This window comes from Nitrospiraceae bacterium, assembly GCA_020632595.1.
Classification (GTDB): Bacteria; Nitrospirota; Nitrospiria; order Nitrospirales; family UBA8639; genus Nitrospira_E.
This window is the reverse complement of sequence record JACKFF010000021.1, coordinates 1-22,100: the sequence shown is the minus strand read 5'-3', so window position 1 is coordinate 22,100 and position 22,100 is coordinate 1. Positions and strand designations below refer to the sequence as shown.

Sequence of the window (22,100 nt, the reverse complement as noted above, 5' to 3'; positions counted from 1 at the left end):
GTGCCTTTCGTCAGTCCCCGCTCATGGATTTCTCCTTCCGGTTGCTCATCCGGTTTCTGTGCCGATGGTCCATTTTCTGGAGAACTGACACCAGGCTGCTCGCTGGGCGCCATTTCCTCTGCCGTACTGACATGTCTTCCACCGAAGACCACCAGCAATCCTATGATCAAAACCGTGAAGACTGTTTTCATCGTGGTGGTACCCCATATTGCTGACCGTCCCATGAGTCGCTCCTTCTTCATTCGCACTCCGTCATTTGCTGTAGAATTACCGGTAATCCCAATCCAAGGGCGACCAACTGGAACTTCTCACTCATCGTTGGTGCGCCATCTCGACGAAAAGTGAGCAGCGTAACCCCCGACGAATCCTTATAGATCCCCACAAAAAATCTGCTGGTGGTCTGAATCGCATCGCTTCAGTCGCTCAGATCAAACACCTTGAATTTTTCCCACCCTTTGGTTTGCGTCGCATCGGGATGAATGACCGTGGAGAATTCTCCGATGCAGGCTTCGAACCTACCGCAATCCGGCGCATGACACTTTTGCATCCGGCCTCCTCCTCCCAAAACGGTGGCTGTGTGGACACTCTCCTCTTTCAGTCCTTAAAAAATCTCATTCAGCCGGCACGGTGATTTCGATGTCTAATTCCTCCGGCTGTTCGCCTTCGATGCCTCGGCTTAATACGGAACCTGTGATTCCGCTAAGGGGCGTTTTAAAAATGACGGTTCCGCCCGGCTTATAGGGACCGCAATATTTCGTCGTGCCACTTCTTACGCCACCGGTGGCGGGATCTGAATAGTTGCAGGTTTTCCCGTTATAGGCTCCACAGGAAAACCCACCAGTGTTTGAAATATCCGTGATCACGCCAATGATGTCTCCAGGGGCCTGACAAATGCAGGCGCATTGTTTGTAAATGGTCCCTTTGGGTTTAGCCAGGCTTACCTCAACCCACGTCAGTACCAGGATCAGCCCGGCACACACACCCAGAACCATGCGACCTCTCATCCACATATGCGTTTGGGTAACAGGTGTCATGATTGCCCTCCTTTGAAAATTTCGGTGATGGGTTTATTGAAATCTATTTGATTGTTCTTTCTGCAGCACGGTTCTTATCTTTCTGAGGAACGTGCTGCCGGTTGTCTTGGATCTCCTATCGCTTTTCATCACGAACCTGTCTGACCAGACTTTTGAGATCTTTCAGATCCAGTGCACCCGGTATCAGTTCTGTCCCGATGATGAAACCCGGGGTGCCGTTGATACCCAACTCTTTGGCGAGCTTCCGATTGCGGTCGATGGTCGCCTGGATGGTTGGGGCCTGCATATCTGCGGTAAGCCGTTCAGTGTCCAATCCGACCGCTGCCGCAATCGTGAAGATGTTCTCCTGAGTCAGGTCATGCTGAGAGGCCAGCAGCGCTTCATGAAAGGCCTCATGTTTGCCTTGGGCTTTTGAGGCTAAGGCCGCGCTCGCAGCGAATACTGAGGCTTCTCCCAGAATGGGAAAATCTTTGTAGATTACCCGCACCTTTGGATCATCCATTTGAAGCTGGGTCACCGCTCCGGCCACGCGCTTGCAGTACCCGCACCGGTAGTCGAAGAACTCTACGATGGAGATATCCCCGTTGAGATTGCCGCTCACTGGAGAATTTGGGTCGTTCAGCAGATCGTCCTGTTTGGTCGTGATCAGGTTGCGGACCCGTTCCCGTTCCTCGGCTTCGCGCTTGGTTTGTAAGGTTTGTAGAGTTTGTTCAATGACCTCGGGATGAGTACGAATGTACTGTTCCATCATTTCTTCCACGGCCTGCTGAAAGGCGGGATCTGACGGTGTTATTGAGGGTTGTTCAGCGTTGGTTGAAACGGGGAGAAGTCCAAGAACTCCTCCAAGCACAAGCCCGCAAATTCTCCTTCGAATGCCCATTTCACGATATGACATATTCATCTCCTACCGTCTGTGAATGTGATGGTTCTCCTTCTATTGTGTTCCTGCACACAACCGGCACCTCCGGAGCAAGGTTTGGCGAGCCTCTTCATCGAGTTGGAGACGTCCCTGTTCCAGCGTTACCTGTCCCTGGGAAGGGACGACGCGTGAATAAGGTCCGGACGCGTCCGATGAAGCAACGGACTCCTGTTCATTGAAATCGGTATCCGTGGTTACTCGACCTTGCTGCATAATCACCCCGGTATATTGCCGTGTTGGAGTAAAAGTAAATTTTTTCGTGTCCCTGATCCCCCGGCTTTGAGTGTGCTCTAGGCGACCTTCTGCATCTAATCCCTGGCCATGGGGAAGCAGGAGAATCAGGTGCACATGTCCCTGCTCCTTGGCATCTTCAATGAGAAACGGGTAGGGGGCAGTCACGGGTTCTGTGTGGGTCATGGGCGTGGCATGAAGAGTCTGCGCTTCCCCTGTTGAAGCGGAAGTGAGTTGAAGGGTGTCTGGGGATTTCGTCGTAATCGCATAGGCCCCGGATGGAATGTGCAAAGACAAATGATCGCTGTTGAGGAACAGAAGCGAACTGCCCAGTTGGAGGAAGGGTATTCCTTTGGAAGAGTTGAGCGAATCCGGCGATTGAGACAATGCCGGCACGGTACCGGCCATGAGAAAAAGGGCAAGCATGAAAGGAATGGCGTTGACTTGTCTGCGTTTCATGATAGTTGCCTCATCCCGTTCGCTCTTACCGTCGTCATGAGAAACGACCGGTAGCCTTTCGATAACTTAGCGCCCGATATTTCGGATGATCTTTTGTTCGTTGGAACTCCGAGTTCCGGATATGCAGCAAAGATGCGCTACCGGATTCGGCTCCGAGCGCTTCAAAAAACATTGTCCCTGAGTGGAACCCGGGTTGGGCTTCACGAAGGTGAAGGCCTGACAATTGCCATCGCCTGCGCAGCGCGTCCGGCAGGATTCGGGACTCTCTTCTATGTGCCGGGCATAGTCATCCCCGGGCCGATCGGTGGCTTCTTCCAATTGAAATTGCCCATGTAGTTTGTTGAGGAGTGATGTCGTTAGCTGTACAGCCATCTGGCGCTGAGATATTAATGATTGCAGCTCAATCATGCTTAATTCACTGCCCTGATGATCCGATCCTTCTCGATACTGTGTGGGAACATTTGATTGACCTGTCGGAAGCCGGCGGCCCTGTTGCCCGTCGCCAAACCGGATGACTCCCGTGGCTGTATCGAGTTGGTAATGCTTAGTGACACGGAAGTTTCCTCTGGTCTGAATGGCGCTGATGGACCCGGTGGCCTCAAGAGCGTTGCCATCAGGTAGAAATACGACCACATGATGCATGTCTTCGTGGTCATTCTCCTGGATCAGATACGCTTCAGGAGCCCTCACCGGCTGGTCGTGTGTGGTTTGAGTGGCTTGGAGCGTGATTGTCCCGTGTTCGTGCCAAAGAATCAGTTGGGGTTCCTTCAGAATGCTGGGTTCGACGAGATACATGCCCGGCAAGACGGAGACGCTTTGCCCATCGGGGGCAGCAAAATGCAGAGCTTGGTTCAATTGAATCAACAGAGGAATCAGCTTATTGGTGGCCAGCGTTGACGTGTCCGGTTCTGCGGCCGCGCCGGATGAAAAGGCCGAAAAGGAAAGAAACGCAAAATTGAGAAGGGTCGTGACAATAAGGGCGGTGAGTAAGGGGAAAAGGTGGGGCGCATTTGTTCGGGAAAGCGGGGGATCACACCCGTGACGGTAAGGGTTCCAGTAGGGGCATGCTTTCGCCTGTTCTCTTTTGGGAGCAGGTAAGGAACGAGACGATCGGGAGTTCATCTTTGCCTTTCCTTTCTGAATCTTATTTCTGGAAATTCAGGAGATCCTGACTGTCTGGTGGTGAGTCGGAAGGGATTTTCAAACGGTTCAAAGTCCCTAAGCCGATATGCAAGACATGAGAACTGGAAAATTTTTGAATAGGGAGCAAAAGAACATAGCTCGCCAGGCTGAAGTGAGGGAGGGAGATTAAAGTTGGTAAATTCCGAGGATCACCCCCGTGGCGATCCTGCTCGAAGGGAGTGAAGAGACAGAAGGGAGGAGTCAATAATGCCACTAGCATATCAAAGCATCCCTTGGACCATAAGTCCCTTCATAGGGTTAGCTGGAGAAAGGTACTCCGAATCAATAATAACCGCAATAACCCCTGTCATCTCTGTCCATCAGGCATCTTGTGGAGTCGAAATCGCCCGGTAACGCCCAGTGCCAGGAGGAATAGGCCGCAACCCAGGACGAATATGTCGCCCATTCGGGTGTATGGAGTTCGATCAGTCACAAGTGGAATGGTTGCCGTTGCCCAGCGCATGCCCGAGTTGGACGAGCGACTGGACGCCACACGGCCGAAGGGGTCGATTACGAGAGGAGGTCCCATATTGCTGGAGACGAGGACTGAACGCTGGGTTTCGGCTGCACGCATGCGGGCGGTAAGATTGTGCTGGGCGCCAGCGGAGTCCGCAAACCAGCCTTCATTGGCCAGCATCAGCAGCAGGGTTGCTCCGTCGTTCACGAGTGTCTTGGCATGTTCCGCGAAGAGAGATTCCCAGCAGATCATAATTCCCACACGCACTTTCCCCGGCACCGGGAAGCTGCGAGGTGCCGGGCCGCGAATGACTTCCGGTATAGGCGGGATCAGCCAGACCGGCCAGGTGACCCAGTCCTTCAGCGGCATCGTTTCGGCGAAGGGAACTAGGAGCGTTTTTTCATATTGCTGGGGAACGACACTGTCCGTGGTGATGAGCCAGGCACCGCTACGTAACTTATTTTGGTCGTCTGGTGAAGTTTCCTTTACGCTGTGGTCAAATTTCGTGGTTTCAGCGACGCCAGCCACCAGTGTGACTCCCTTGTGCTTGACTAGGCGTTGCAGGTTGTCGACCTGAATCGGGAACTGTTTGGGATTAACGAGGGCGGATTCGGGCCAGGCGACGATTTCGACACCGGATGGAAGATTCTTCTGGAAAAATTCTATCCGGCCATCCAGCCGTGCCTTTAGGTCAGGTGTTGGAGATGCGTGGGCTGGAAAGTCTGTTCCCAGAGCAGCGACTTTGATGGTTGGTGCATGAACGGTACCGGAATGTGACGGCAGGTATGCGCCAAAAGTGATAGTGCCAAGGACCGGCAATACGCAAACCCAAGCACCTGGTATGCGCCAGCCATTCATGAGATTCCAGATAGCCAGGTTGCCGAGGACCACGAGAAAGGTTACGGCCGGTTCCCCGAACAGAGGCGCTACCTGGAGGAGTGGGGTATTATCGATTTGTGACTGTGCCAGCGTGATCCAGGGTAACGCCAGAAATCCAGCATGCGCACGAACGTAATCCATCAATACCCATGCGGATGCCAATCCCAGTTGTGTCAGGACTGAACGGTCTACGAATTGGGCAACAAGGATAGACCACAGAGCCGGGTAGAGTGCGAGGTAGGCGTCCAGGAGGAGGAAGTGGTACCAGTAAAATCCCGGCACGGCGAAGAGCCAGCTGAAGACTCCGAGGTATGCCGCTAACCCGAAAAGCCATCCGAAAATCCCGGCCCGCATCGGCGGGGCACCGGCCACAGCGGCAATGAGCGGCACTAAGGCAAGCCAGCCCGTCACTAATCCGTGGTCCCATGGGGGATAGGCCGTGATGAAAAGCGCTGATCCTGTCAGGGCTAATACCCCCGACAGGACCAGACGATGAGAGAGGCCAGAGGGGGCGCGACTCACTGACTTCACACGGCAGAAGAAGGTGCGTCCCGTGTTGGGGTCAGGGTGCAGGCTTCTCATCTGCAGGTGGCACCTCAGCCGGTGTGGTGTCTGCAGGTGAACCTTCAGCAGGTGGAGTCTCCCCTTCGGGAATGCCACGCAGCATAATCGATCCGAACCTAGAGGACTTGGGCGTTATGGGTTGTACACTCAGGGCCTTGGGTGGTAACGGCTGCGGATTCAGGGCGGCCTTTCCTGCCGCCGAAGGACTACTTTGGATGGGTGCAGAAAAGGCTTTGGCTGGCAACTGTTGTGAATCGATGGCATTTTTCCCCGTCGGTAGCGTACCCGGTTGCGATCCAGAGGGAAGCCGATCGATACGATCGGCGAAAGAGGCCCCCTCGGGAATAATGGGGCCTGTGCATGTACGTGTGAATACCGTGGTGGAGCATGTCCGCAATTCCCAGCCAGCCGTTCCCTGAGGGGCAGGTGGAAACTGGACAACCAACTGGTAGTTCGGAGCAGCGTGGCGTTTTATACCGCCAATTTTTGTCCAAGCAGCCCCTTCTGCATGTTGTGGTCTGGCCTCCACAATGAAGTCCAAGTAGGGACCGTAGGTGCCCTGTTGATCGGGGCCTAGCCAGGAGACAGTGGCTTTCTTAACCGTGTTAAACCCAGCTCGCATGATTGCTTTCGTATTCACCGGTGGACCGGGTGGTTTCGGATGGGCCGCGTTGGCATGTGCGCGCTGAAACAGTTGTGCGGCTCCTCCCACGCGCAGGGATAATGGTGCGCTTTGGTAAAGGAGGGAGCCGGGATCCGCGCCTTTTGCGGAGACTTGCTGATCCTCACACGCGGCTCCGGAAATCCAAGGGTCCGCCGGACAGGTGGCTTTGGTACTGATTTGCGCCCCTCGATAATAAAACTTTTCCGCCATCTGCTGATTTGTCCCATAGGCCATCTGTCCGGTGATTGGTGTGCCGTTGCAATTGCCCATGAGGTTATACCGGATACTGCCATCAGGGCCGAATTCGGCTGTCACGGTCGTAAAATTACAACTCTGCGGCGTGATGACGGGGTCGCTGCCCACATACGCAAATGCCCCGCTCCAGAAGGTTACGAGCAGAATCGAACTGCCCAATCCAATTGTCATGTTCATCCGGTGATTCATGATGCATTCCCTCACAAAAAGGTTAAAAGCCATTGATACGGGCTCGACATGCGAATTTGGGATCTTACCCCACTTGAGTGCAGGGTGAGGGTCTGTCGAAACCGATTGCTGGAAGGTTCAATCCCGCCGGGTTGTTCTGCAAAAAAGGAAAGGGTGAGGAAAGAGGAAGGGCGAACGGAAGGAAATTGCTTGTAATCGAATGTCGTGGGAAGAAATGAAAATAGAGTTGGTCGTTTAGGAGGATCAAACCCGTGACGATAACGCCGGAAGGGATAGAAGGGACGTATGAGGAGAAGGATTAATTCGGCCGGCATTCGGACCTCCAACTAGAAACAGAAGCCCTTCATCCATGGTGCTGGAGGACGGTACTCCGAATCAGCAATAAACGCAAGATCCACCTTATCGAGTCGGCTGCAGGCGTCCGAAATAGTCGTGGATGGAATCAATTGATTCCCAAAATAAAATTTTTCGTGAAAATTCGAGTCGGACCCACATTCCCACACCCGGGCAGATGAGGTGCGAATCGGTTCTGCATAACGGCGGAAGCTTGAGAGCGACGAACCTCGGAAATCGTCCAAGGTCCGTCGGTCAGATGCAGCGATTCTCTAAAGCGGGGGGTTCTCCTGCCTTATGCAAGCGTGTGTCCACATACGGATAATTTTGACGGTCTTAATGTCGTCGAGAACTTGGCAGACGAGACGATGCTGAGTATTGATTCTTCGGAACCTCGCTCCCGCATAATCACCCAAGAGCTTCTCATAGGGCTGTGGCGTTTGGTAGGGATCTTTGGACAAGATCTCGAGAAACTTTGTGCTTTGGGGTTAAGCCCAGACCGCGAGACCTTCTTCGCGTCGCTCTGGCCTGATGGGTGTAGACAAGCGTCCAACTCACCAATCGAGTTTCGTGTTGCACTTGTCAACCGGCGTCTTTATTCCCTTGACTATCGATTCACGCAGGACGGGGGTCGACGTGAGATACAGCGTCTCCTGGATGGCTCGCCAGTCCTCTCCCGACACGAGAACAGCGGAGTGGCGTTTGCCTGCAATTTGAATCGGTTCATGTGAATCGGCCAGGGTGTAGAGCTGCTTTCGAGCTTCCGTGGCAGTGATCCTTGTCATTTTGAGATCTCCATGTGATTGCGAACGAATTAAGGTACGCTGTTTTTCCCTGATGGTAAGTTCACATATTGGCAAACCCTGGTAATCAGCCGCTGGGGTGTTCGCCAGTCGGCTGCATTGCTTTTTTAGAGCCGTAGTCTCCGATTCGCTGTCGCGAGAGCACTGGCCATGCCTTGAAACAGACTCCATCATCACTGATATTCCCGCACTCGTGAGTGCCTTCCCAATGCCCGACTAAGCTCCACATTCTACGGTTCAAGTATTCTTGCTGTTCTTCGGTGAGCCGCTCCCACCATTCTGGCTGCATAAATATGTTCTCTAAATATTCGAAGAACAGGCGAAGCAAGGCAGCCGACAAGTCTTCCCCAGAGATTGTTTCGAGACTTTTAACAAAAGGAATGCAGGCACTATCGCTCCCTGGGAGCCACGACAGAACAACATATCCAAACGTCCCGTCCCAAAAACTTGAAATCGTCATGAGGTCGCATTTCTCGGTTGGATCGCTGAGGTCGTGCAACCGGTTACCGTCGAACGTGCGTTCCGGAAAGATGCCACCGGAACACATCACGGGGGGTGGTTCTGCCAGTTGGATTACGTATGCGCGAACCGAGTCGAATTCATTGGAAATAAGGCACTTCTGCATCTCCTCTAGATGCCGAGCATTGTCTTGAAGGCCACCTGCCAATCCGATTTCATACCCAGAATTGATTAATTGAATTTGAAACTGAGCATTTTCCGACTTGCCCTTATCAGCCCTACGTCGCTCAGGAGAGAGGACTGCACTTGCTTTTTTTGTGTAAACCTCACGAGCGAATGCGCGGTATCCGAGCAGAAAGCACTGCTGAAATGTTGAGCGAAAATCTTCAGTTTCCAGAGGAGCGAATAGCTGAGTATCGTGTTTGCTACAGAACCCTGTGAACGTCGAAGCACTATTGATCCCAAGGAGTTCCGGCGGGACTTTCCCCTTGTATTTTGTGAGCTTCTGAAGCGAGGGGGTATAACCATAGACGTGCCCGTTGCGAGCAATCTGTTTCAAGCTGCCGGACTTCGGAACCGTGTGCGCACGAATTGGCGCGCCGACGCATTCCTCCGTCCATTCTTTAGGAACAGAACATACCTTCTTTGAGAAGGCGCCACGCAGGGCCTTCTCCGTTTCCCAAGGGGGGGCGGGTTTCTGATCGGGTCTGTTCAGATGGCAATGTTTGAATTTCAAACCGGATCCGCACCAACACGGTTCGTTTCGGCCTAGCTTTTTTCCCATGGCTGCTGGAAGGCTCTAACAATGTTTAAGCGGATCCGCATAAGAGCCGGATCTACCAATTTCTGTCTGGATAACCCGCATTCGATTTTTTTGAAGAATACGGCAAAAGCATTTTCTGTTCAATTAACTGCGACCACGGTCCATTTATGACGGGATCTATTTCGGATCGGTCTAACACCCTCTCCTTGAATGGTTCATCACAGCGGACTGTTAACCCCCCAGCCCTCAGTTGAGAACATGGGTATAGATCATTGAAGGTTTGATATCGCGATGGTCAGGCAGTTTCTGAAATTTCTTATACCATAGCCGCTTTTAAGGACGTGTGGAGAAAAGGCAGGCTGGAAAATATGTACGTGGCTTGCTTGGCATGCTGAAGATACCCTTTTGAATGTAGAGCCCTGTTCACGATGCTTGAGGGAAAGTGTAATTCTGAGTCGAACATTTTCCGATCGTCTTTGAGCAGCACTGAAATCTACTCGAAAATCAGTAGGGAGCCATTTCCAACCAAAGGGGGTCCCCTCATGAAATTCAAATCGGACCCTCAGTACCCATGCTGCGGTAAGAGCATCTCGTTATGTTTCATTCCTATCAACCCAGTAGTCTGGTTTTCGGTGTTGGTGGGCTACGGCGATGACAAGAATATGATCGGTTTCTATAGAGTACATCAATTTGTAGGGGAACTTGTGAAGGAGACATTTTCTTACATCTCCACGCTCTGTGGACCATGCGTGAGGAAACGCGACAATTCGTAATACAGCCTTTCTTACTTCCTCCTTAAACTTGCTTCCAAGACCTGAATATTCGAGTTCATAGTAACGGATACCATCTATCAATTCCTGTCTGGCAATTCTGGTGAAGATAACGCGCATCATTCTTCGTTAAATATTTCCTGCATTGGAATACCTTCCAGTTTTCCTTCCCGATAGGCTTTGAGCCTGTTTTCTGATTCCTCAGCCCAGATTTCATCCAGCTTCTTGTCTGGTTCATCCAGGCTCTTTATCAAGCCCTCAACTAAGATAAACCGTTCCTCTGGTTTTAGTTTCATTGCCTCATCTAATAGCTCTTTAGTGCTACTCATCGTGTTTTCCCTCCTATTTTCATGAAACATAGTTTGCTGACCGGTAAATCGCTCTCCTAATGGGCCAATAATTATGCCGCGATTCTCGTCTGATTTTACAGGTCTGTCAACTGTTTCCTCAGCGTAGAATTGGCGTGATATGCCGGTCGGCATAGTGACATTATGGCTACGAGGGGCTGTCCCCGGTTGAGAGCATGGGTCTCGAGCATCGAAGGTTTGATATCGCGAAAGGTAGGCGGTTCCTGAATTATTTGTATCATAGACGCTTTTGAGGTTGTGTGGAGAAAAGCATGTTGAGAAATATGTAGGTGGCTTGCATGGCATGCCGAAGATTCCCTTTTGAACATGCTGCACACGATAATTGATGAAAAGTGTAATTCCGAATCGAAGCATTTTCCCGATTTCCATTGAGCAACAATGAAATTTCGACAAAAAAACCGAGGAGCCTTTTGGCTCCCCGTTGGTAAGGTTTCTTGAGACACGAAATCGCTCATCCCCGATATTTTTGGGCCCAAAGGCCGGAACTCTCAAGGCTTTGTCAAACGGATGCCGACCCCGCCTTTAAGTGCAATATCGACAGGCGAAGCGCTCTTTCCCGCCCCAAGGCTGATGGCAAATCCCTGGAAGTGGTCCAAAAAGAATTTGGCTGAGGTTAAATCCCATTTCGGCTTGAAGGGCGCTTCGAATCGAAGCGGGAAATCAAAAAAGACATCCAGGCCCGCATCCATGACTTTTGCCAGCTTGGGATGAGGGAAAGGAAAACCCACTCCGGCGCCAAGGAACCATCCCCCGACAGTATCCGGATTGACTCGTGGAAAGATGCCAATTGAAACTCCTCCGCCACCACCGATATTGGTTTTGACCATGGCCGCCAGATCCAGGTACCAATGGGGCTGGTTCACAAAATCAAATGCATAACTGACACCCAATTCGCCTCCTCCGATTTTTGCCAAATTTCCCCCGATGCCGATGTTGGCTGAGGCCACGGATCCTCGAGAGCGGATACCGGAACTATTCGCGTTTTGCGATTCGTTCAATGCCGCTCGTAACGGAGCTCCCACCATCTTCTGAAATGTGTCTTGGACTGTGGCCGCAGGTTTTTCGCACATCCGGTTTGGATCCATCATCTGGTTGACCGCTTTGGCATTCTGGGGATCAGTGAGTCTCAATCCGGCGGTAATGGCCTGTTGAATGGCCGGTCCCTGTTGTTGTTTGATGGTGTTGATGGCTTGTCGAAGGGCTGCTTGCGCTTTATCCATCTGCAGGGCCTTGGCCAATGCTCCCATTATTGGCCCTAAAATTTTGGCTTGAACTTCGGCCGCAATGCGTGTAGCTGTAAGGCCGGCCTTGCATCCTGCTTTGGCGGCGATCAGGGCCCCTTGCGCGGCTTGTCTGGCCAGCCATTCAGCCTTTTTCTTGGCTTCCAATGCCGTTTTTTGAGCGAACTGGCCTGCGTTCTGTCCGGTTTGTTGGATGCCTTTCCCGATTTGCTGAGTTGCACGCTTCGCTCCCTGCCCAACCCGATTCACGGTGCTTTTCGCGCGGTTTACGGTTCCCTTCGCCCCTTTGGCAATATTTTGAAAGAGTCCCCGTTGTTGAATGCCGCTATAGGTCCCGAAGGCCTGTAAGCTTTCTCCGGTAGGCGCCATCAGGACAATATAATGCAGATCGGCTTCTTCTTCGGCATCACCCGGTAAAGACAGAGCGACCGAGGTCTCGAGAGCTCCATCATTTGTGTCTTGTTGGGCTTCCAAAAGTAGGCCCTCCTCTTTTTCAGGAGTCATTAACCGAATCCCTTCTCCCGCATTCTCCACGGTGTAGGTTCCAATCGGCACCTCAAAGCCGTTTCCAGCAGGACTCATAAAATGTACCGGTTTCTCCAGATAAATTTTCATGGGATCCGTGATCAAGGATTGCGGATCAACTGCGCGGGAGCGAATGCCGCTATACGTGCCTTCAGCTTCATAGGCAAGCCCGCCTGGTAGGAACAGTGCCAGCACATGGCGGTCAGCGGAATCTCCCTCCGGTATGCCGGGAACAGAGACGGCCACGGGATCACGCAAGTCCTGATCATGTGTGTCCAAGGTGATGGCCAATTGGATGGGTGAATTTGCATCTTGGGAACTCACTTGCAGGCTGTCAGCCAAGGGAAGGATCTCATAGCTTCCGGGCTGGAGGAGAGCCTGGTCTCCAATAACCGTCGTAAAGTAGACCGGCTTTTCTAGTTGGATCGTTTGGTGGTTCAGGGAATCATGAGCCTGCACACTCGTGTAGCAGAATAGCATTGTCGCGAGGCCTATCATTAGGACTGTAGATCGTAGGATTCGAGGAAATCGCATGATGGTTCCTTCCGTGACATGAATGAGTAAATGTCGCTGTGCGTTTGTCTATTTGTCGAAAGAAACAAGGAAATGGTTCACCTCTGATGAACGCTCATCACAGTAGTCATTCCTTGCGCCCGGTTGTAAGGGAATGGGGGGATCTTATCGGAAAAGAGTAGGGCAATCCAGTCTGATGCGCTGAGGCGGAATTTTGGCCATGCAATGGAGAGACGAAAGAGAAAAGAAATTGAAACTAGCCGGAAATGGTGAGTGGTGGATCAACGCATTGCTGATGTAGGCCGATGCCCTGGTGGTGAATAGTCCAGAGGTGGGGAGGTCCCGGTCAAATCTGTTTAGTGTTGAAAGTGATGCTGAAGGGCTTTGCCCCAGTAGGAATCAGGTGGAGCCTGCCAGGCCTGTTCATGCAGCCATTGCAAACTGGCCCGGTCCCGTACCAGGTGACAGAGTTCTTTTTGTGTGAGGGAGTGTGGACCATGTTGAAAGCACCGTTTGCGGAGCGCGAGGATCATTTCCTGTTTTTTGCCACCTCGATGCGCATGAGCCATGGCTTGATGGACCTGGTTTAGCACGGGATCCAAAATAGCCTGTATAGCGGGAGAAGATCGTTCAGTGTAGGTTTCTAGTTGAGGATAGGTCCTGGCATAGACATCATCCAGCAATGGCGAGCCATGACGTTCCTCGGGAACTTGCAAAAATCCCCAGCGCTTCAGTCGGTCACCTGGTCCCACCCGACTGAGAAAGACGGAGGTGGGCGCGGCAAAGACAAGTGGTCCTGCGACCGGAAGGGACCAGAAAAAAAACATCTGATCAAGCCAGAAAGCAAATGCGGCCCAGGCTCCGGCAATCAGCGTCCCCGGGGCCTGATTTAAAATGGCGGCGGACCAGCCGGTTTCATCTGTCCGATTCTGGCCGGCCCATCGCAACGAGGTGTTAAGCAGCGCTTCCAACACAAAACGGCTATGGGCCAACATGCGAATGGGCGCCAGAAGAGTAGATACGACAATTTCCAGGAAGACACTGATCAACAGTCGAATGATGCCTCCGTGCTGTCTGCCCCGGCGGCACCGGATGACATCGATCACGGACAGAAATTTTGGAAGAAACAGCAGAAACAATGTGCTGCTGGCCAGAATGATGGCCCATTCAGGATTCCATTCAGGCCAATGGGGGAACAGGCTATGAGGTTCCGGGAAGTAATTGATGGGATACAGAACCAGACGTGCGGCTTCGATCGTGGTTAACACCAAAAAGATCAACCACAACGGGGAGGCCAGGTAGGACATAATCCCGTTCAAAAAGGCCATGCGATGCGCAGGCCGCAAGCCGGGTTCAAACAGCATGAGCCAGATGTGCTGTAAATTACCTTTGGCCCAGCGTTTATCGCGTTGCAGGTCATCCACAAGGGTGGGAGGAGATTCTTCATAACTGTGAGAGAGTTCCGGTTCGAGCCAGACTTCATACCCTCCCCGTCCCATAAATGACGCTTCCACAAAATCGTGACTGAGAATAGGGCCATGAAAAAGTCCCGGTCCGGGAAGCCGCTTCAGGCCCGCATGTTTCATAAACGCCTGGGTGCGAAGAATGGCGTTATGGCCCCAGTAGACTGCTTCCCCAAGCTGCAGGGAGGCAAGGCCTGTCGTAAACAATGGGCCATAGATATGATTGGCGAATTGCTGGACCCGTGCAAACATTGAACGGGCATTGATTAAGGTGGGGCTGGTTTGCAGAATGCCTGTTTGAGGTTCAGCCTGCATGAGTTGCACCATCGTGACCAGGGTGGATCCACCCATGAGACTGTCTGCATCAAGGACGATCATATACTCATAGCCGGAACCCCAGCGTCGAAGAAAGTCGGCAATATTGCCACTTTTATAATGTTGGTTCAGAGACCGGCGCCGATAAAACAGATGTCCGCCCGCTCCCAATTCGGTACATAACCGATGCCAGGCGGCTTGTTCAGCCAACCACACATCCGGATTGCGGCTGTCGGAAAGAATGAAAAAATCAAAATGGTCAATTTGTCCGGTCTGTTCCAATGAGCGATACATTGCGCGGATCCCGCCGAACGTCCGCTGAATGGGTTCGTGGTAGATCGGCATGACCACGGCTGTCCGTGCTAGGGGTTGAGTGCTTAACTCTGCAGCGGTATGGCGTCCCAGTGGGGAAAATCGGTCACCGCCGAAACACCGGAGGACAAATCCGAAAATCCCAATCCAAAATCCAACGGAAATCCAGACGAATAGCACAAAAAACAGGGTAATAATCGCCATCTCCAGGAAATTCCCCCCATGATAGGGAAGAATGGCCGTCATATACGAAGCGGCCACTAATGATTGAATGAGGACTAATATGGTCAGCAGGGCACGCCGGAGTCCTGCGGCAATTCTCCAGCTGATTCGTCTGGGGGTGGTGAGCGAATGCCGGGCTTCCGCGATTGTGGCTTCACGAATTTTCATGGTTTAAAACTCATGCTTCCGCGTGTGATCGGTGGAGCGGTGGTCGGAAGAGGAGGATTCTGCAGGGCAAAGTGGTCATGGATCCTTGTCATAACAAATTGCAGTGGATCTTCCTCTTGTGAAGCCAGTCCGGCCTCAACCAGGGTAAGAGCCCGCAGCGTGACCTCGCGGGTTAATTCTACTCCCATTGCCGACAGGTAATCACAGGCTCGTGAGAGAGTATGTTCGGCAATCGATCGGGCCATTATTCTTTTTCTTGTGCCAGAATGTGGTTGTTCATTGGCAGTCGGTACGTCCAGGTTTCCGTTAAGGTGGCCGAATCTGTTTTGAGAAATGCCCGCAAATGAAGCGGCTTTTTGTCCTGAGGTTTGGCCAGGATGGACAATCGCCATCCTTGTATCTGTTCATGATATTCCACAAAATGCTCCAGGATGTCGCTATTGTCCAGCACCGTGACCTGGCCGCTGATGGGAGCATCAGGCGGCATTTTACTCAGCGGACCACCAGCAAAATCGATAATGATTCGATACGCCTGGGGAACATTTCCTCCCCCGATACGATTGCCGTCTCCGATAAAGGTATTGACCACGGTTCCTAACGGATTTTGTGAGAGGGTGGCCTTCCCAAAATTCACATCATAGGACATTTCTAAGGGGGTCTCGCGGGTCACGGGCGCTACGGGTGTCCAAAACGCGACGATATTGTCATGCGTTTCATTGGGAGTAGGCAGTTGGACGAGCACCACTTTTCCTTGTCCCCAGTCACCCTGTGGTTCAACCCAGGCGCTTGGACGTTGTTCATAATGCGCCCCTAAATCTTCGTAGCCAGAAAATTTGTCTTCGCGTTGCAATAAACCGAATCCTTGGACATTGTCCGTGCTGAAAAAATCCATTTCCAGATTGGCAGGATTCATCAAGGGACGCCACAACCACTCACGGGTGAGGCCATCATGAATCTGCAATCCGTCCGAATCATGGACTTCCCGGCGCCATTCTCCAACCGGTCGTGGGGTATTCTCTCCATAAAAGAACATACTGGTCAGTGGGGCAACGCCCAATAATTGAATGGGTTTTCTCGGGAAGAGTTTGGTGCGTACCTTCATCTTTGTCTGGCTCCCGGGAATAATAGTAAATTGATACGCTCCAGTGAGACTGATGCTGTCCAGTAACCCATAGACCACCATTTCTTTGGCATCCGGAGACGGACGTACCAACCAGAATTCCGTGAATGAAGGAAATACTTCCCCGCTGGGGAGTCCCGTATCAATCGCCAGGCCTCGTCCTGCTAACCCGAACACGTTTTCCTTTCCGACCCCCCGAAAATAACTCGCCCCCGCAAAGACCAAAAACTGATTTTGCTCATTTTTGTTTTTCAAGGGAAAGGTCAGCTTGAATCCGGCAAACCCTACGTCGGCCGGCACCCGTTTTTCTATTTCGGGGTCGGCAAACAGAAAGTCGGTTTTCTTAAAAACCAGCGGGCGCAGACCTTCGGCGTCGATGACGTTGAGAGTCACCGGGTGGGTGTAATGCAACCCCGGAGTAAGAAACATGACTTGAAAATTCGATTGGCTCTCTTTCCACAGACTGTGGTCAGGATTAAACCGGATCCCTTTATACGCCTCATACGAAATTTCCCGCATAATTTTTGGGACAAGTTGAGGGGCCTCATAGGGTTTATCCGCTAAGTTTTTCGCTTTCTGAACCACCTGATCGAATGTGAAGCCCGCTGCTGCATGCAGGGGGAACATCAAGAACATCGCGACCATTCCAGCTAACAAGATTCTCATCACTGACGCTCCCGTTTATAAAGATTATGAAACTGAAACTGCCCATATAAAATATCCCATTGAGGAAAAAACTTAAGAAGGAATGATCAATGGGGAAGGTTATTCTGCGTTGACACAGGGGGAGATGGTCCCCCTGCTTGATCTGGGTTCCATCGTGAATTGTACTATATGGGGGTATGCAGAACTGAGGGAAGAGAGGGAATTTATCGTAGGACAACCCGGAAGCGAGAGACCTTGATCGCTTTCTATCATTAGCCGTTGTAGACAAGAAAGCCATTGGAGATGGTCGCACGCAGCAATATGGTCATGGAAAGTTTGAACAACACCTTGAGGCAATTCGCAGCTTAAGAGACTAAGTGAGAAAATTTTCTGACTCAAGGTCATTTTGGGCCCGATTATAGCACATTTTAATTGGGTATCTATCCGGGTCTCCCTTGTTTTTCAAGAGTTTTTTACCATCAATCTACAATATTCTAGAAAGTTATCGATTGACATCGGCAATTGCAAGAGTAATCGGGGCATCATCCCAGAGTGTTTTTTTTACCGTCTTGGAAAATTGGGATGGTGGGTTTCAGGGAATGAACGTGTACGCGATCAAAGGGCAAAAAAATACGGATTATAAAGTCTTGAGCAAACCAACCGGATCTACGGGGAAAGGATTTGGTGTCAGGGGTTGCCCTTTTAGGTAATCCTGACCCTATTTCAGTATCCATAGTGCCTACGACGTGAATAGGGAGTGTCGAAAAATACCGCCAGCGGCGTTCTCGCCCCTAGGCCGTGCTCACGTACTTCTCCGTACGCTCCGCTCGTCCTAGCGGCTGCGGCCTTTCCTTCGAGAGGCCTCATGACAGGACTGGAGCGGTCTTTTTGAACACTCCACTATTTTTCTCTGGTGAGCCTCAGTGACTCAGAAGCGAATGAAACGGCAAAATTATTACAATATTCAACAGTCCCTGGATGTATTTTTCTGGAGAATGTCGAATGTGCCTTGTGGATTGAAACATTCGTTTGTTTACTGATGGCGGAACCAGCGGGTGATACGGAGGTCTTCGCCGGCTGTTTTGACAAAGTAGGTGGTGGGAAGTAATTCCTGTTGCTGGTTCTGTGCGGCTGGAAAGGCAAAGGGGGACAAACCTGGACGTGCACCGGAATACCCATTGGGAATGATAGCGGGTTCGCTAACTGCTTGGGGTTTTTCAGTCGGACTTCGTTCGCGCCCGGTAATAGTCGTCAGAATGTGTTCGATATCCTGGCGCGGTGCGCGGGAGGCCACCACGAAGATGGTTTCAATACCTTTGAACTGATCCAGGCTGAACCAATTCGTTCCTTCCGGCAGAATATACTGCTGACCGGCTTTAATCGGATTGGCAAACGGGCTGGAGGCTGTCGGGAAAATGCCTTGAGCCCAGGCCGTTCCGTCTACCGCAATCACATAGACGAAGCAATCGGTATTGGCGCGGAACATGACACGGAATTTATCACCGGCCTGCGGATTGCCTCTTCCATCCAGAAGAATGTCCCCGTCCTTAATGGGCAGGTAGGACTGTACCCCATTGACCATATGTTTTTTGACCAGCAGCACATCCAGGCTGATCGGCACGGGTCCGGTCTGTGCTGTTTCCGGCTGAGCGGTCTGGTATTGGGGAGTCTCTGGTAGTTGATTCGAATTGGGCGCCTGATTCGGGTACGGATTCTGCTGATTGGGATACATAGCCTGAGTGTTCGGATAGGCATTGGCCTGTTGGCTCTGCTGCGGATATTGATTCTGTGGAGCGGAGGAATATCCTGGGACCGAGACTTGTTGGTTGGGGTAGACAGGATTGGTGGAATAGGGATTTCCTTGTTGCTCTTGGTCCGGGTAGGGGTTATTGGGAGGGAGAGCATTCCCGGCGTATTGCGGCTGCTGATTTTGATAAGGGTCATACGGTTGTTGAGGATAGCCTGGAGAGGATGGATATCCCTGAGGAGCGGGATATCCTTGCGTAGCCTGGTAACCCTGACCGGGATACACGGTTTGTTGATCTCCGCCAGGTTGTCCATAGGGATTAGCAATGATGCCTTGGGACATCATTGGATTATTCGGTTGTTGAAGGGCCACTAGCAGGTGTTCCATATTCTGTTCATGGGCATTCCCGTAGTTGTTAACCGCTGTTCTCAAGAGGTTGGCCCCGAATTCTACGAGTGGGGGAATTAAAAACGGGAGCGCCATACAACCGCTGAAGAGAAGGCTGGTACCCATGAGCAGCCAGGGACGTCGTGGGAGGGGGTGAGTCATTGAAGCGTTGTCGGTCAGGTGTATACCGGCCAGCTATCTAATGGAATGACATCATGCTTATCCTGGTGACCGCACCCTATTCGTGGCGGAACCAGCGAGTGAGCCGCAGATCCTGCCCGGCCTGTTGTGCCAGATAACTTGTGGGAATGATGGCGTGATCCGAACCTGACCCTTCCGGGAGGCCGAACGGTTTGGCGCTCGGCCGGGTTCTTCCCACCCCATAGGGCACCATGGCTACTTTGGTCACCTGGTGAGGACTTTCGGATGCCGGACGTTCGTGCCCGGTGATGCTTTGGAGGATTTCTTCGATGTCCTGACGCTTGTCCTGCGACACGACGAAGAAGATGGTTTCAATCCCCTTAAATTGATCAAGGCTAAACCAGTTGTTGCCTTCGGGAATTATATATTGTTCGCCTGCTTTGACCGGATTGGCCAAGGGAGCTGTTGGCGGCGGAAAGATGCCTTGCGCCCAGCCTGAACCGTCAATGGCGATAACGTAGACATGCCCATCGCTGTTGGGCCTGAACATGATCCGAAATTTGTCGCCTGCCGCCGCATTCCCGCGTCCGTCTCTGAGAACGTCGCCGTCTTGAATCGGGAGGACCACGGGAGCTCCGTTTCGAATTGCTTTCTTCACCATGATGACATCCAATCCGATCGGAGTTTCTGTCTCCTGGGTTTGGACTCCTGTCTCCGGTCCTGGCTGCGTGTAGGAGTCTTGCGGGTATGAATGTTGGGCATAAGGATCTTCTTGCGTATAGCCCTGCGCATTCAAATCTTGAGGATATTCTTGTTGCGGCACATTGGGATCGTAGCCGGAAAGTTGGGTTTGCGAATCGCCGGCCTGGAAGGCCTGCGGGTTCGCCTCCTGGTCACAAGGGGTTGAGGGAAATCTTGCGTGGGGAAGCTGTCCTGGTACTCCACGCCCTTGGACATGTGGATAGTTTGCATCAAATCCGTATTGTGGTGTTCCATCATTGAACGGTGGTGCCCCGCCGTATCCGGAGTTGGAATCTCCAGGAAATTGTCCGGGATCAAACCCTTCTTGGTTTCCAATGGGGAGTCCGGTATTGGGATCAACCTGGAGCGGCAGGCCGGTGTTCGGGTCGGTTTGAATAGGAAGGCCCGTATAGGGATCAATCTGAACGGGAAGGCCCGTGTAGGGATTGATTGGTTGTCCCTGCTGGAATCCCTGGTCACCGTAATATTGATCAGACTCCTTCTTCTTTTTCTTTTTCGGTGTGACGAGTTTGGTAAGAAGCGTATTTAAGTTGTCTGTATAGTGTTGGCTGTAATTGGCGGCAGCGGTTGCCAGCAACGTGCCTCCGATATTAGCCAGCGGATTAAGAATGACCTGTTTCGCAAACGAGGCCATGGGACTTTCGGTCAATTGTGCGCTTCCGGGCTGGCAGGGAATGCTCTGCGAAAAGTCACCTTTTCCTTGGGGAGTGGAGCATGAAGCCAGCATGGCTGAGATGAGGATCGTGGCGATGGTGGATTGTGTCTGTGTCTTCATTAAAAACTCTATTCGTGTCGGAACCATCGAGTGACTCGTAAGGCCTCGCCGGCTTTTTGGGTGAAGTAGGTGGTCGGCATCAAATCCTGGTCTGATGCGCTGCTCTGCCCAAGGGTAAACGGTGTGGTGCTTTGTTGGTGTCCATAGAATCCTGCCGGAATGATCGGTGCTTCGGTAACCTGTTGGGGTGTGGTTGCGGGATGGCGTTCCCGCCCTCCAATACTCGCCAGGATCTCTTCAATATCTTGACGCTTGTCCGGCGAGGCCACAAAGAAGACGGTTTCAATTCCTTTGAATTGATCCAGGCTGAACCAATTATTGTTGTCAGGGATGACATATTGTTGCCCCTGCTTGATGGGATTGGCAAAAGGTGACGTAAGCGAGGGAAAGACTCCCTGCGCCCAGGCGGATCCGTCAATGGCAATGACATAGACATAACAATCGGTATTTGCCCTGAACATCATCCTGAATTTCTCCCCGGCCTTTGCATTGCCGCGGCCGTCTTTCAGAATATCCCCATCTTGAATTGGTGTAAGGGTTTCGGCTCCGTTGACGAAGGTTTTTTTGACGAGGGCGACGTCAAGTCTAAGTCCTTCAACGCGCCCGATGGCCGGGGCAGTTGTTGCTTCCATAGCCGGGTTGGAAGGATATGAAGGGGGTGCGGGTTGAGTATATGCCGGTGATTGGGGAGATTGAGCTTGTGGTTGATAAGGGTCATACCTGCCTTGCGGTGAAAGTGGATCCGGCTGTCCAGAGTATCGCGCTCTACCATATTGATGGGAGGGGTTTTGTCCTCCTTGCTGGGGATAAGGGGTCGAGGGATAGCCGGAACTTCCTCTATTTGGATCGTTTAACGGGTATCCTCCCTGTCCCTGATCGTATGGGTGTAATTGACCATAGGGATTATGGCCATAATTTGGATCCACGGGAGATGTCTGGTTCGGATATTGCCCATAGCCTCCAGCGGAGGGATAGCCCTGGATGGGATTATAGGGGTCATAGGAGCCTTGCCCCTGCGAATAGGCATTGGGATCGCCAGGGGGATACCCGCCATAATTGGGATCGGTCGGATAGCTCAATCCGAGGGGTTGCCCGGCATAGCCACCCTGTTGAGCACCCTGAGGATATCCGGGATTTTGTCCGTACGGGTTCCATTGATTGCCATATTGAGGATTGGTTGTGCCATAGAAGCCGTTCGAGTCATTGGGCTTTTGACCCTCGAACGCATTGGGGTCATAGGGGTTGCCGGGTATGATGCCCTGAATGAAGGGTTGATTGCCGACTGCCGGTTGACGCAGGGATTGGAGCAATCGAGTTAATTTTTGTTCATATTTATTTGAGTAATTGATCGCCGCTTTGCCCAGGAGATCTTTTCCAAAATCCAGGGCACTATCCAGAAAGCCGGTCCGTCCGGATGATGGAAATAAGAATAACA

18 protein-coding genes and 1 pseudogene are annotated in these 22,100 nt (G+C 51.9%); all 19 read right to left on the bottom strand.

All coding sequences use genetic code 11. The features are described from left to right. Positions 1-611: 611 nt before the first annotated feature. Positions 612-1,034 carry a hypothetical protein gene (locus tag H6750_20425; protein ID MCB9776680.1) on the bottom strand — a complete coding sequence of 141 codons (423 nt, stop codon included), beginning with the start codon at positions 1,032-1,034 and terminating at the stop codon, positions 612-614. A 115-nt stretch (positions 1,035-1,149) separates the two neighbouring features. After that, positions 1,150-1,929 carry a DsbA family protein gene (locus H6750_20420; protein ID MCB9776679.1) on the bottom strand — a complete coding sequence of 260 codons (780 nt, stop codon included), beginning with the start codon at positions 1,927-1,929 and terminating at the stop codon, positions 1,150-1,152. A 39-nt stretch (positions 1,930-1,968) separates the two neighbouring features. After that, positions 1,969-2,643: a hypothetical protein gene (locus tag H6750_20415; protein ID MCB9776678.1), complete on the bottom strand. Its 675-nt coding sequence runs from the start codon at positions 2,641-2,643 to the stop codon at positions 1,969-1,971. A gap of 66 nt (positions 2,644-2,709) precedes the next feature. Beyond that, positions 2,710-3,765: a hypothetical protein gene (locus H6750_20410; GenBank protein MCB9776677.1), complete on the bottom strand. Its 1,056-nt coding sequence runs from the start codon at positions 3,763-3,765 to the stop codon at positions 2,710-2,712. 367 nt (positions 3,766-4,132) lie between these two features. Then, entirely contained in the window at positions 4,133-5,743 is a 1,611-nt protein-coding gene (lnt, locus tag H6750_20405) for an apolipoprotein N-acyltransferase (GenBank protein MCB9776676.1), read from the bottom strand. After that, positions 5,724-6,821 carry a hypothetical protein gene (locus tag H6750_20400; GenBank protein ID MCB9776675.1) on the bottom strand — a complete coding sequence of 366 codons (1,098 nt, stop codon included), beginning with the start codon at positions 6,819-6,821 and terminating at the stop codon, positions 5,724-5,726. Before H6750_20400 ends, lnt begins: the two co-directional genes overlap by 20 nt. Positions 6,822-6,844: 23 nt before the next feature. Beyond that, positions 6,845-7,147, bottom strand: coding sequence for a hypothetical protein (locus tag H6750_20395; protein MCB9776674.1), 303 nt, complete (start codon positions 7,145-7,147; stop codon positions 6,845-6,847). A gap of 291 nt (positions 7,148-7,438) precedes the next feature. Beyond that, positions 7,439-7,727: pseudogene (locus H6750_20390) on the bottom strand (Txe/YoeB family addiction module toxin). After that, entirely contained in the window at positions 7,721-7,951 is a 231-nt protein-coding gene (locus tag H6750_20385; GenBank protein ID MCB9776673.1) for a type II toxin-antitoxin system Phd/YefM family antitoxin, read from the bottom strand. Before H6750_20385 ends, H6750_20390 begins: the two are co-directional and overlap by 7 nt. An 85-nt stretch (positions 7,952-8,036) precedes the next feature. After that, positions 8,037-9,212 carry an SEC-C domain-containing protein gene (locus tag H6750_20380; protein ID MCB9776672.1) on the bottom strand — a complete coding sequence of 392 codons (1,176 nt, stop codon included), beginning with the start codon at positions 9,210-9,212 and terminating at the stop codon, positions 8,037-8,039. A gap of 572 nt (positions 9,213-9,784) precedes the next feature. Further along, positions 9,785-10,081, bottom strand: a complete 297-nt coding sequence (locus H6750_20375; protein MCB9776671.1) for a type II toxin-antitoxin system RelE/ParE family toxin — start codon at positions 10,079-10,081, stop codon at positions 9,785-9,787. Next, positions 10,081-10,290 carry an addiction module protein gene (locus H6750_20370; protein MCB9776670.1) on the bottom strand — a complete coding sequence of 70 codons (210 nt, stop codon included), beginning with the start codon at positions 10,288-10,290 and terminating at the stop codon, positions 10,081-10,083. Before H6750_20370 ends, H6750_20375 begins: the two co-directional genes overlap by 1 nt. 527 nt (positions 10,291-10,817) lie before the next feature. Further along, positions 10,818-12,629 carry a hypothetical protein gene (locus H6750_20365; GenBank protein ID MCB9776669.1) on the bottom strand — a complete coding sequence of 604 codons (1,812 nt, stop codon included), beginning with the start codon at positions 12,627-12,629 and terminating at the stop codon, positions 10,818-10,820. Positions 12,630-12,964: 335 nt separating this feature from the next. Next, positions 12,965-15,088 (bottom strand): glucans biosynthesis glucosyltransferase MdoH, encoded by a 2,124-nt coding sequence (gene mdoH, locus H6750_20360; GenBank protein MCB9776668.1) that lies wholly within the window; start codon positions 15,086-15,088, stop codon positions 12,965-12,967. After that, positions 15,085-15,333: a hypothetical protein gene (locus H6750_20355; protein MCB9776667.1), complete on the bottom strand. Its 249-nt coding sequence runs from the start codon at positions 15,331-15,333 to the stop codon at positions 15,085-15,087. The genes mdoH and H6750_20355 overlap by 4 nt, the downstream gene beginning before the upstream one ends. Then, on the bottom strand, positions 15,333-16,874 hold the full coding sequence (locus H6750_20350) for a glucan biosynthesis protein G (protein ID MCB9776666.1): 1,542 nt from the start codon (positions 16,872-16,874) through the stop codon (positions 15,333-15,335). Before H6750_20350 ends, H6750_20355 begins: the two co-directional genes overlap by 1 nt. A 1,012-nt stretch (positions 16,875-17,886) precedes the next feature. Then, on the bottom strand, positions 17,887-19,149 hold the full coding sequence (locus H6750_20345) for a DUF4384 domain-containing protein (protein MCB9776665.1): 1,263 nt from the start codon (positions 19,147-19,149) through the stop codon (positions 17,887-17,889). Positions 19,150-19,225: 76 nt separating this feature from the next. Then, positions 19,226-20,665: a DUF4384 domain-containing protein gene (locus tag H6750_20340; protein MCB9776664.1), complete on the bottom strand. Its 1,440-nt coding sequence runs from the start codon at positions 20,663-20,665 to the stop codon at positions 19,226-19,228. A gap of 8 nt (positions 20,666-20,673) precedes the next feature. Then, a partial coding sequence (locus tag H6750_20335) for a DUF4384 domain-containing protein (GenBank protein ID MCB9776663.1) occupies positions 20,674-22,100 on the bottom strand: 1,427 nt, incomplete at its 5' end.

Bases quoted from the DNA above. Each gene is read 5' to 3' on its own strand.
- H6750_20340 (MCB9776664.1), bottom strand. From the start codon at position 20,665: ATGAAGACACAGACACAATCCACCATCGCCACGATCCTCATCTCAGCC.
- H6750_20345 (MCB9776665.1), bottom strand. From the start codon at position 19,149: ATGACTCACCCCCTCCCACGACGTCCCTGGCTGCTCATGGGTACCAGC.
- lnt (MCB9776676.1), bottom strand. From the start codon at position 5,743: ATGAGAAGCCTGCACCCTGACCCCAACACGGGACGCACCTTCTTCTGC.
- H6750_20425 (MCB9776680.1), bottom strand. From the start codon at position 1,034: ATGACACCTGTTACCCAAACGCATATGTGGATGAGAGGTCGCATGGTT.
- H6750_20355 (MCB9776667.1), bottom strand. From the start codon at position 15,333: ATGGCCCGATCGATTGCCGAACATACTCTCTCACGAGCCTGTGATTAC.
- H6750_20410 (MCB9776677.1), bottom strand. From the start codon at position 3,765: ATGAACTCCCGATCGTCTCGTTCCTTACCTGCTCCCAAAAGAGAACAG.
- H6750_20375 (MCB9776671.1), bottom strand. From the start codon at position 10,081: ATGCGCGTTATCTTCACCAGAATTGCCAGACAGGAATTGATAGATGGT.
- H6750_20380 (MCB9776672.1), bottom strand. From the start codon at position 9,212: ATGGGAAAAAAGCTAGGCCGAAACGAACCGTGTTGGTGCGGATCCGGT.
- mdoH (MCB9776668.1), bottom strand. From the start codon at position 15,088: ATGAAAATTCGTGAAGCCACAATCGCGGAAGCCCGGCATTCGCTCACC.
- H6750_20420 (MCB9776679.1), bottom strand. From the start codon at position 1,929: ATGTCATATCGTGAAATGGGCATTCGAAGGAGAATTTGCGGGCTTGTG.
- H6750_20350 (MCB9776666.1), bottom strand. From the start codon at position 16,874: ATGAGAATCTTGTTAGCTGGAATGGTCGCGATGTTCTTGATGTTCCCC.
- H6750_20395 (MCB9776674.1), bottom strand. From the start codon at position 7,147: ATGCCGGCCGAATTAATCCTTCTCCTCATACGTCCCTTCTATCCCTTC.
- H6750_20365 (MCB9776669.1), bottom strand. From the start codon at position 12,629: ATGCGATTTCCTCGAATCCTACGATCTACAGTCCTAATGATAGGCCTC.
- H6750_20415 (MCB9776678.1), bottom strand. From the start codon at position 2,643: ATGAAACGCAGACAAGTCAACGCCATTCCTTTCATGCTTGCCCTTTTT.
- H6750_20385 (MCB9776673.1), bottom strand. From the start codon at position 7,951: ATGACAAGGATCACTGCCACGGAAGCTCGAAAGCAGCTCTACACCCTG.
- H6750_20370 (MCB9776670.1), bottom strand. From the start codon at position 10,290: ATGAGTAGCACTAAAGAGCTATTAGATGAGGCAATGAAACTAAAACCA.
- H6750_20400 (MCB9776675.1), bottom strand. From the start codon at position 6,821: ATGAACATGACAATTGGATTGGGCAGTTCGATTCTGCTCGTAACCTTC.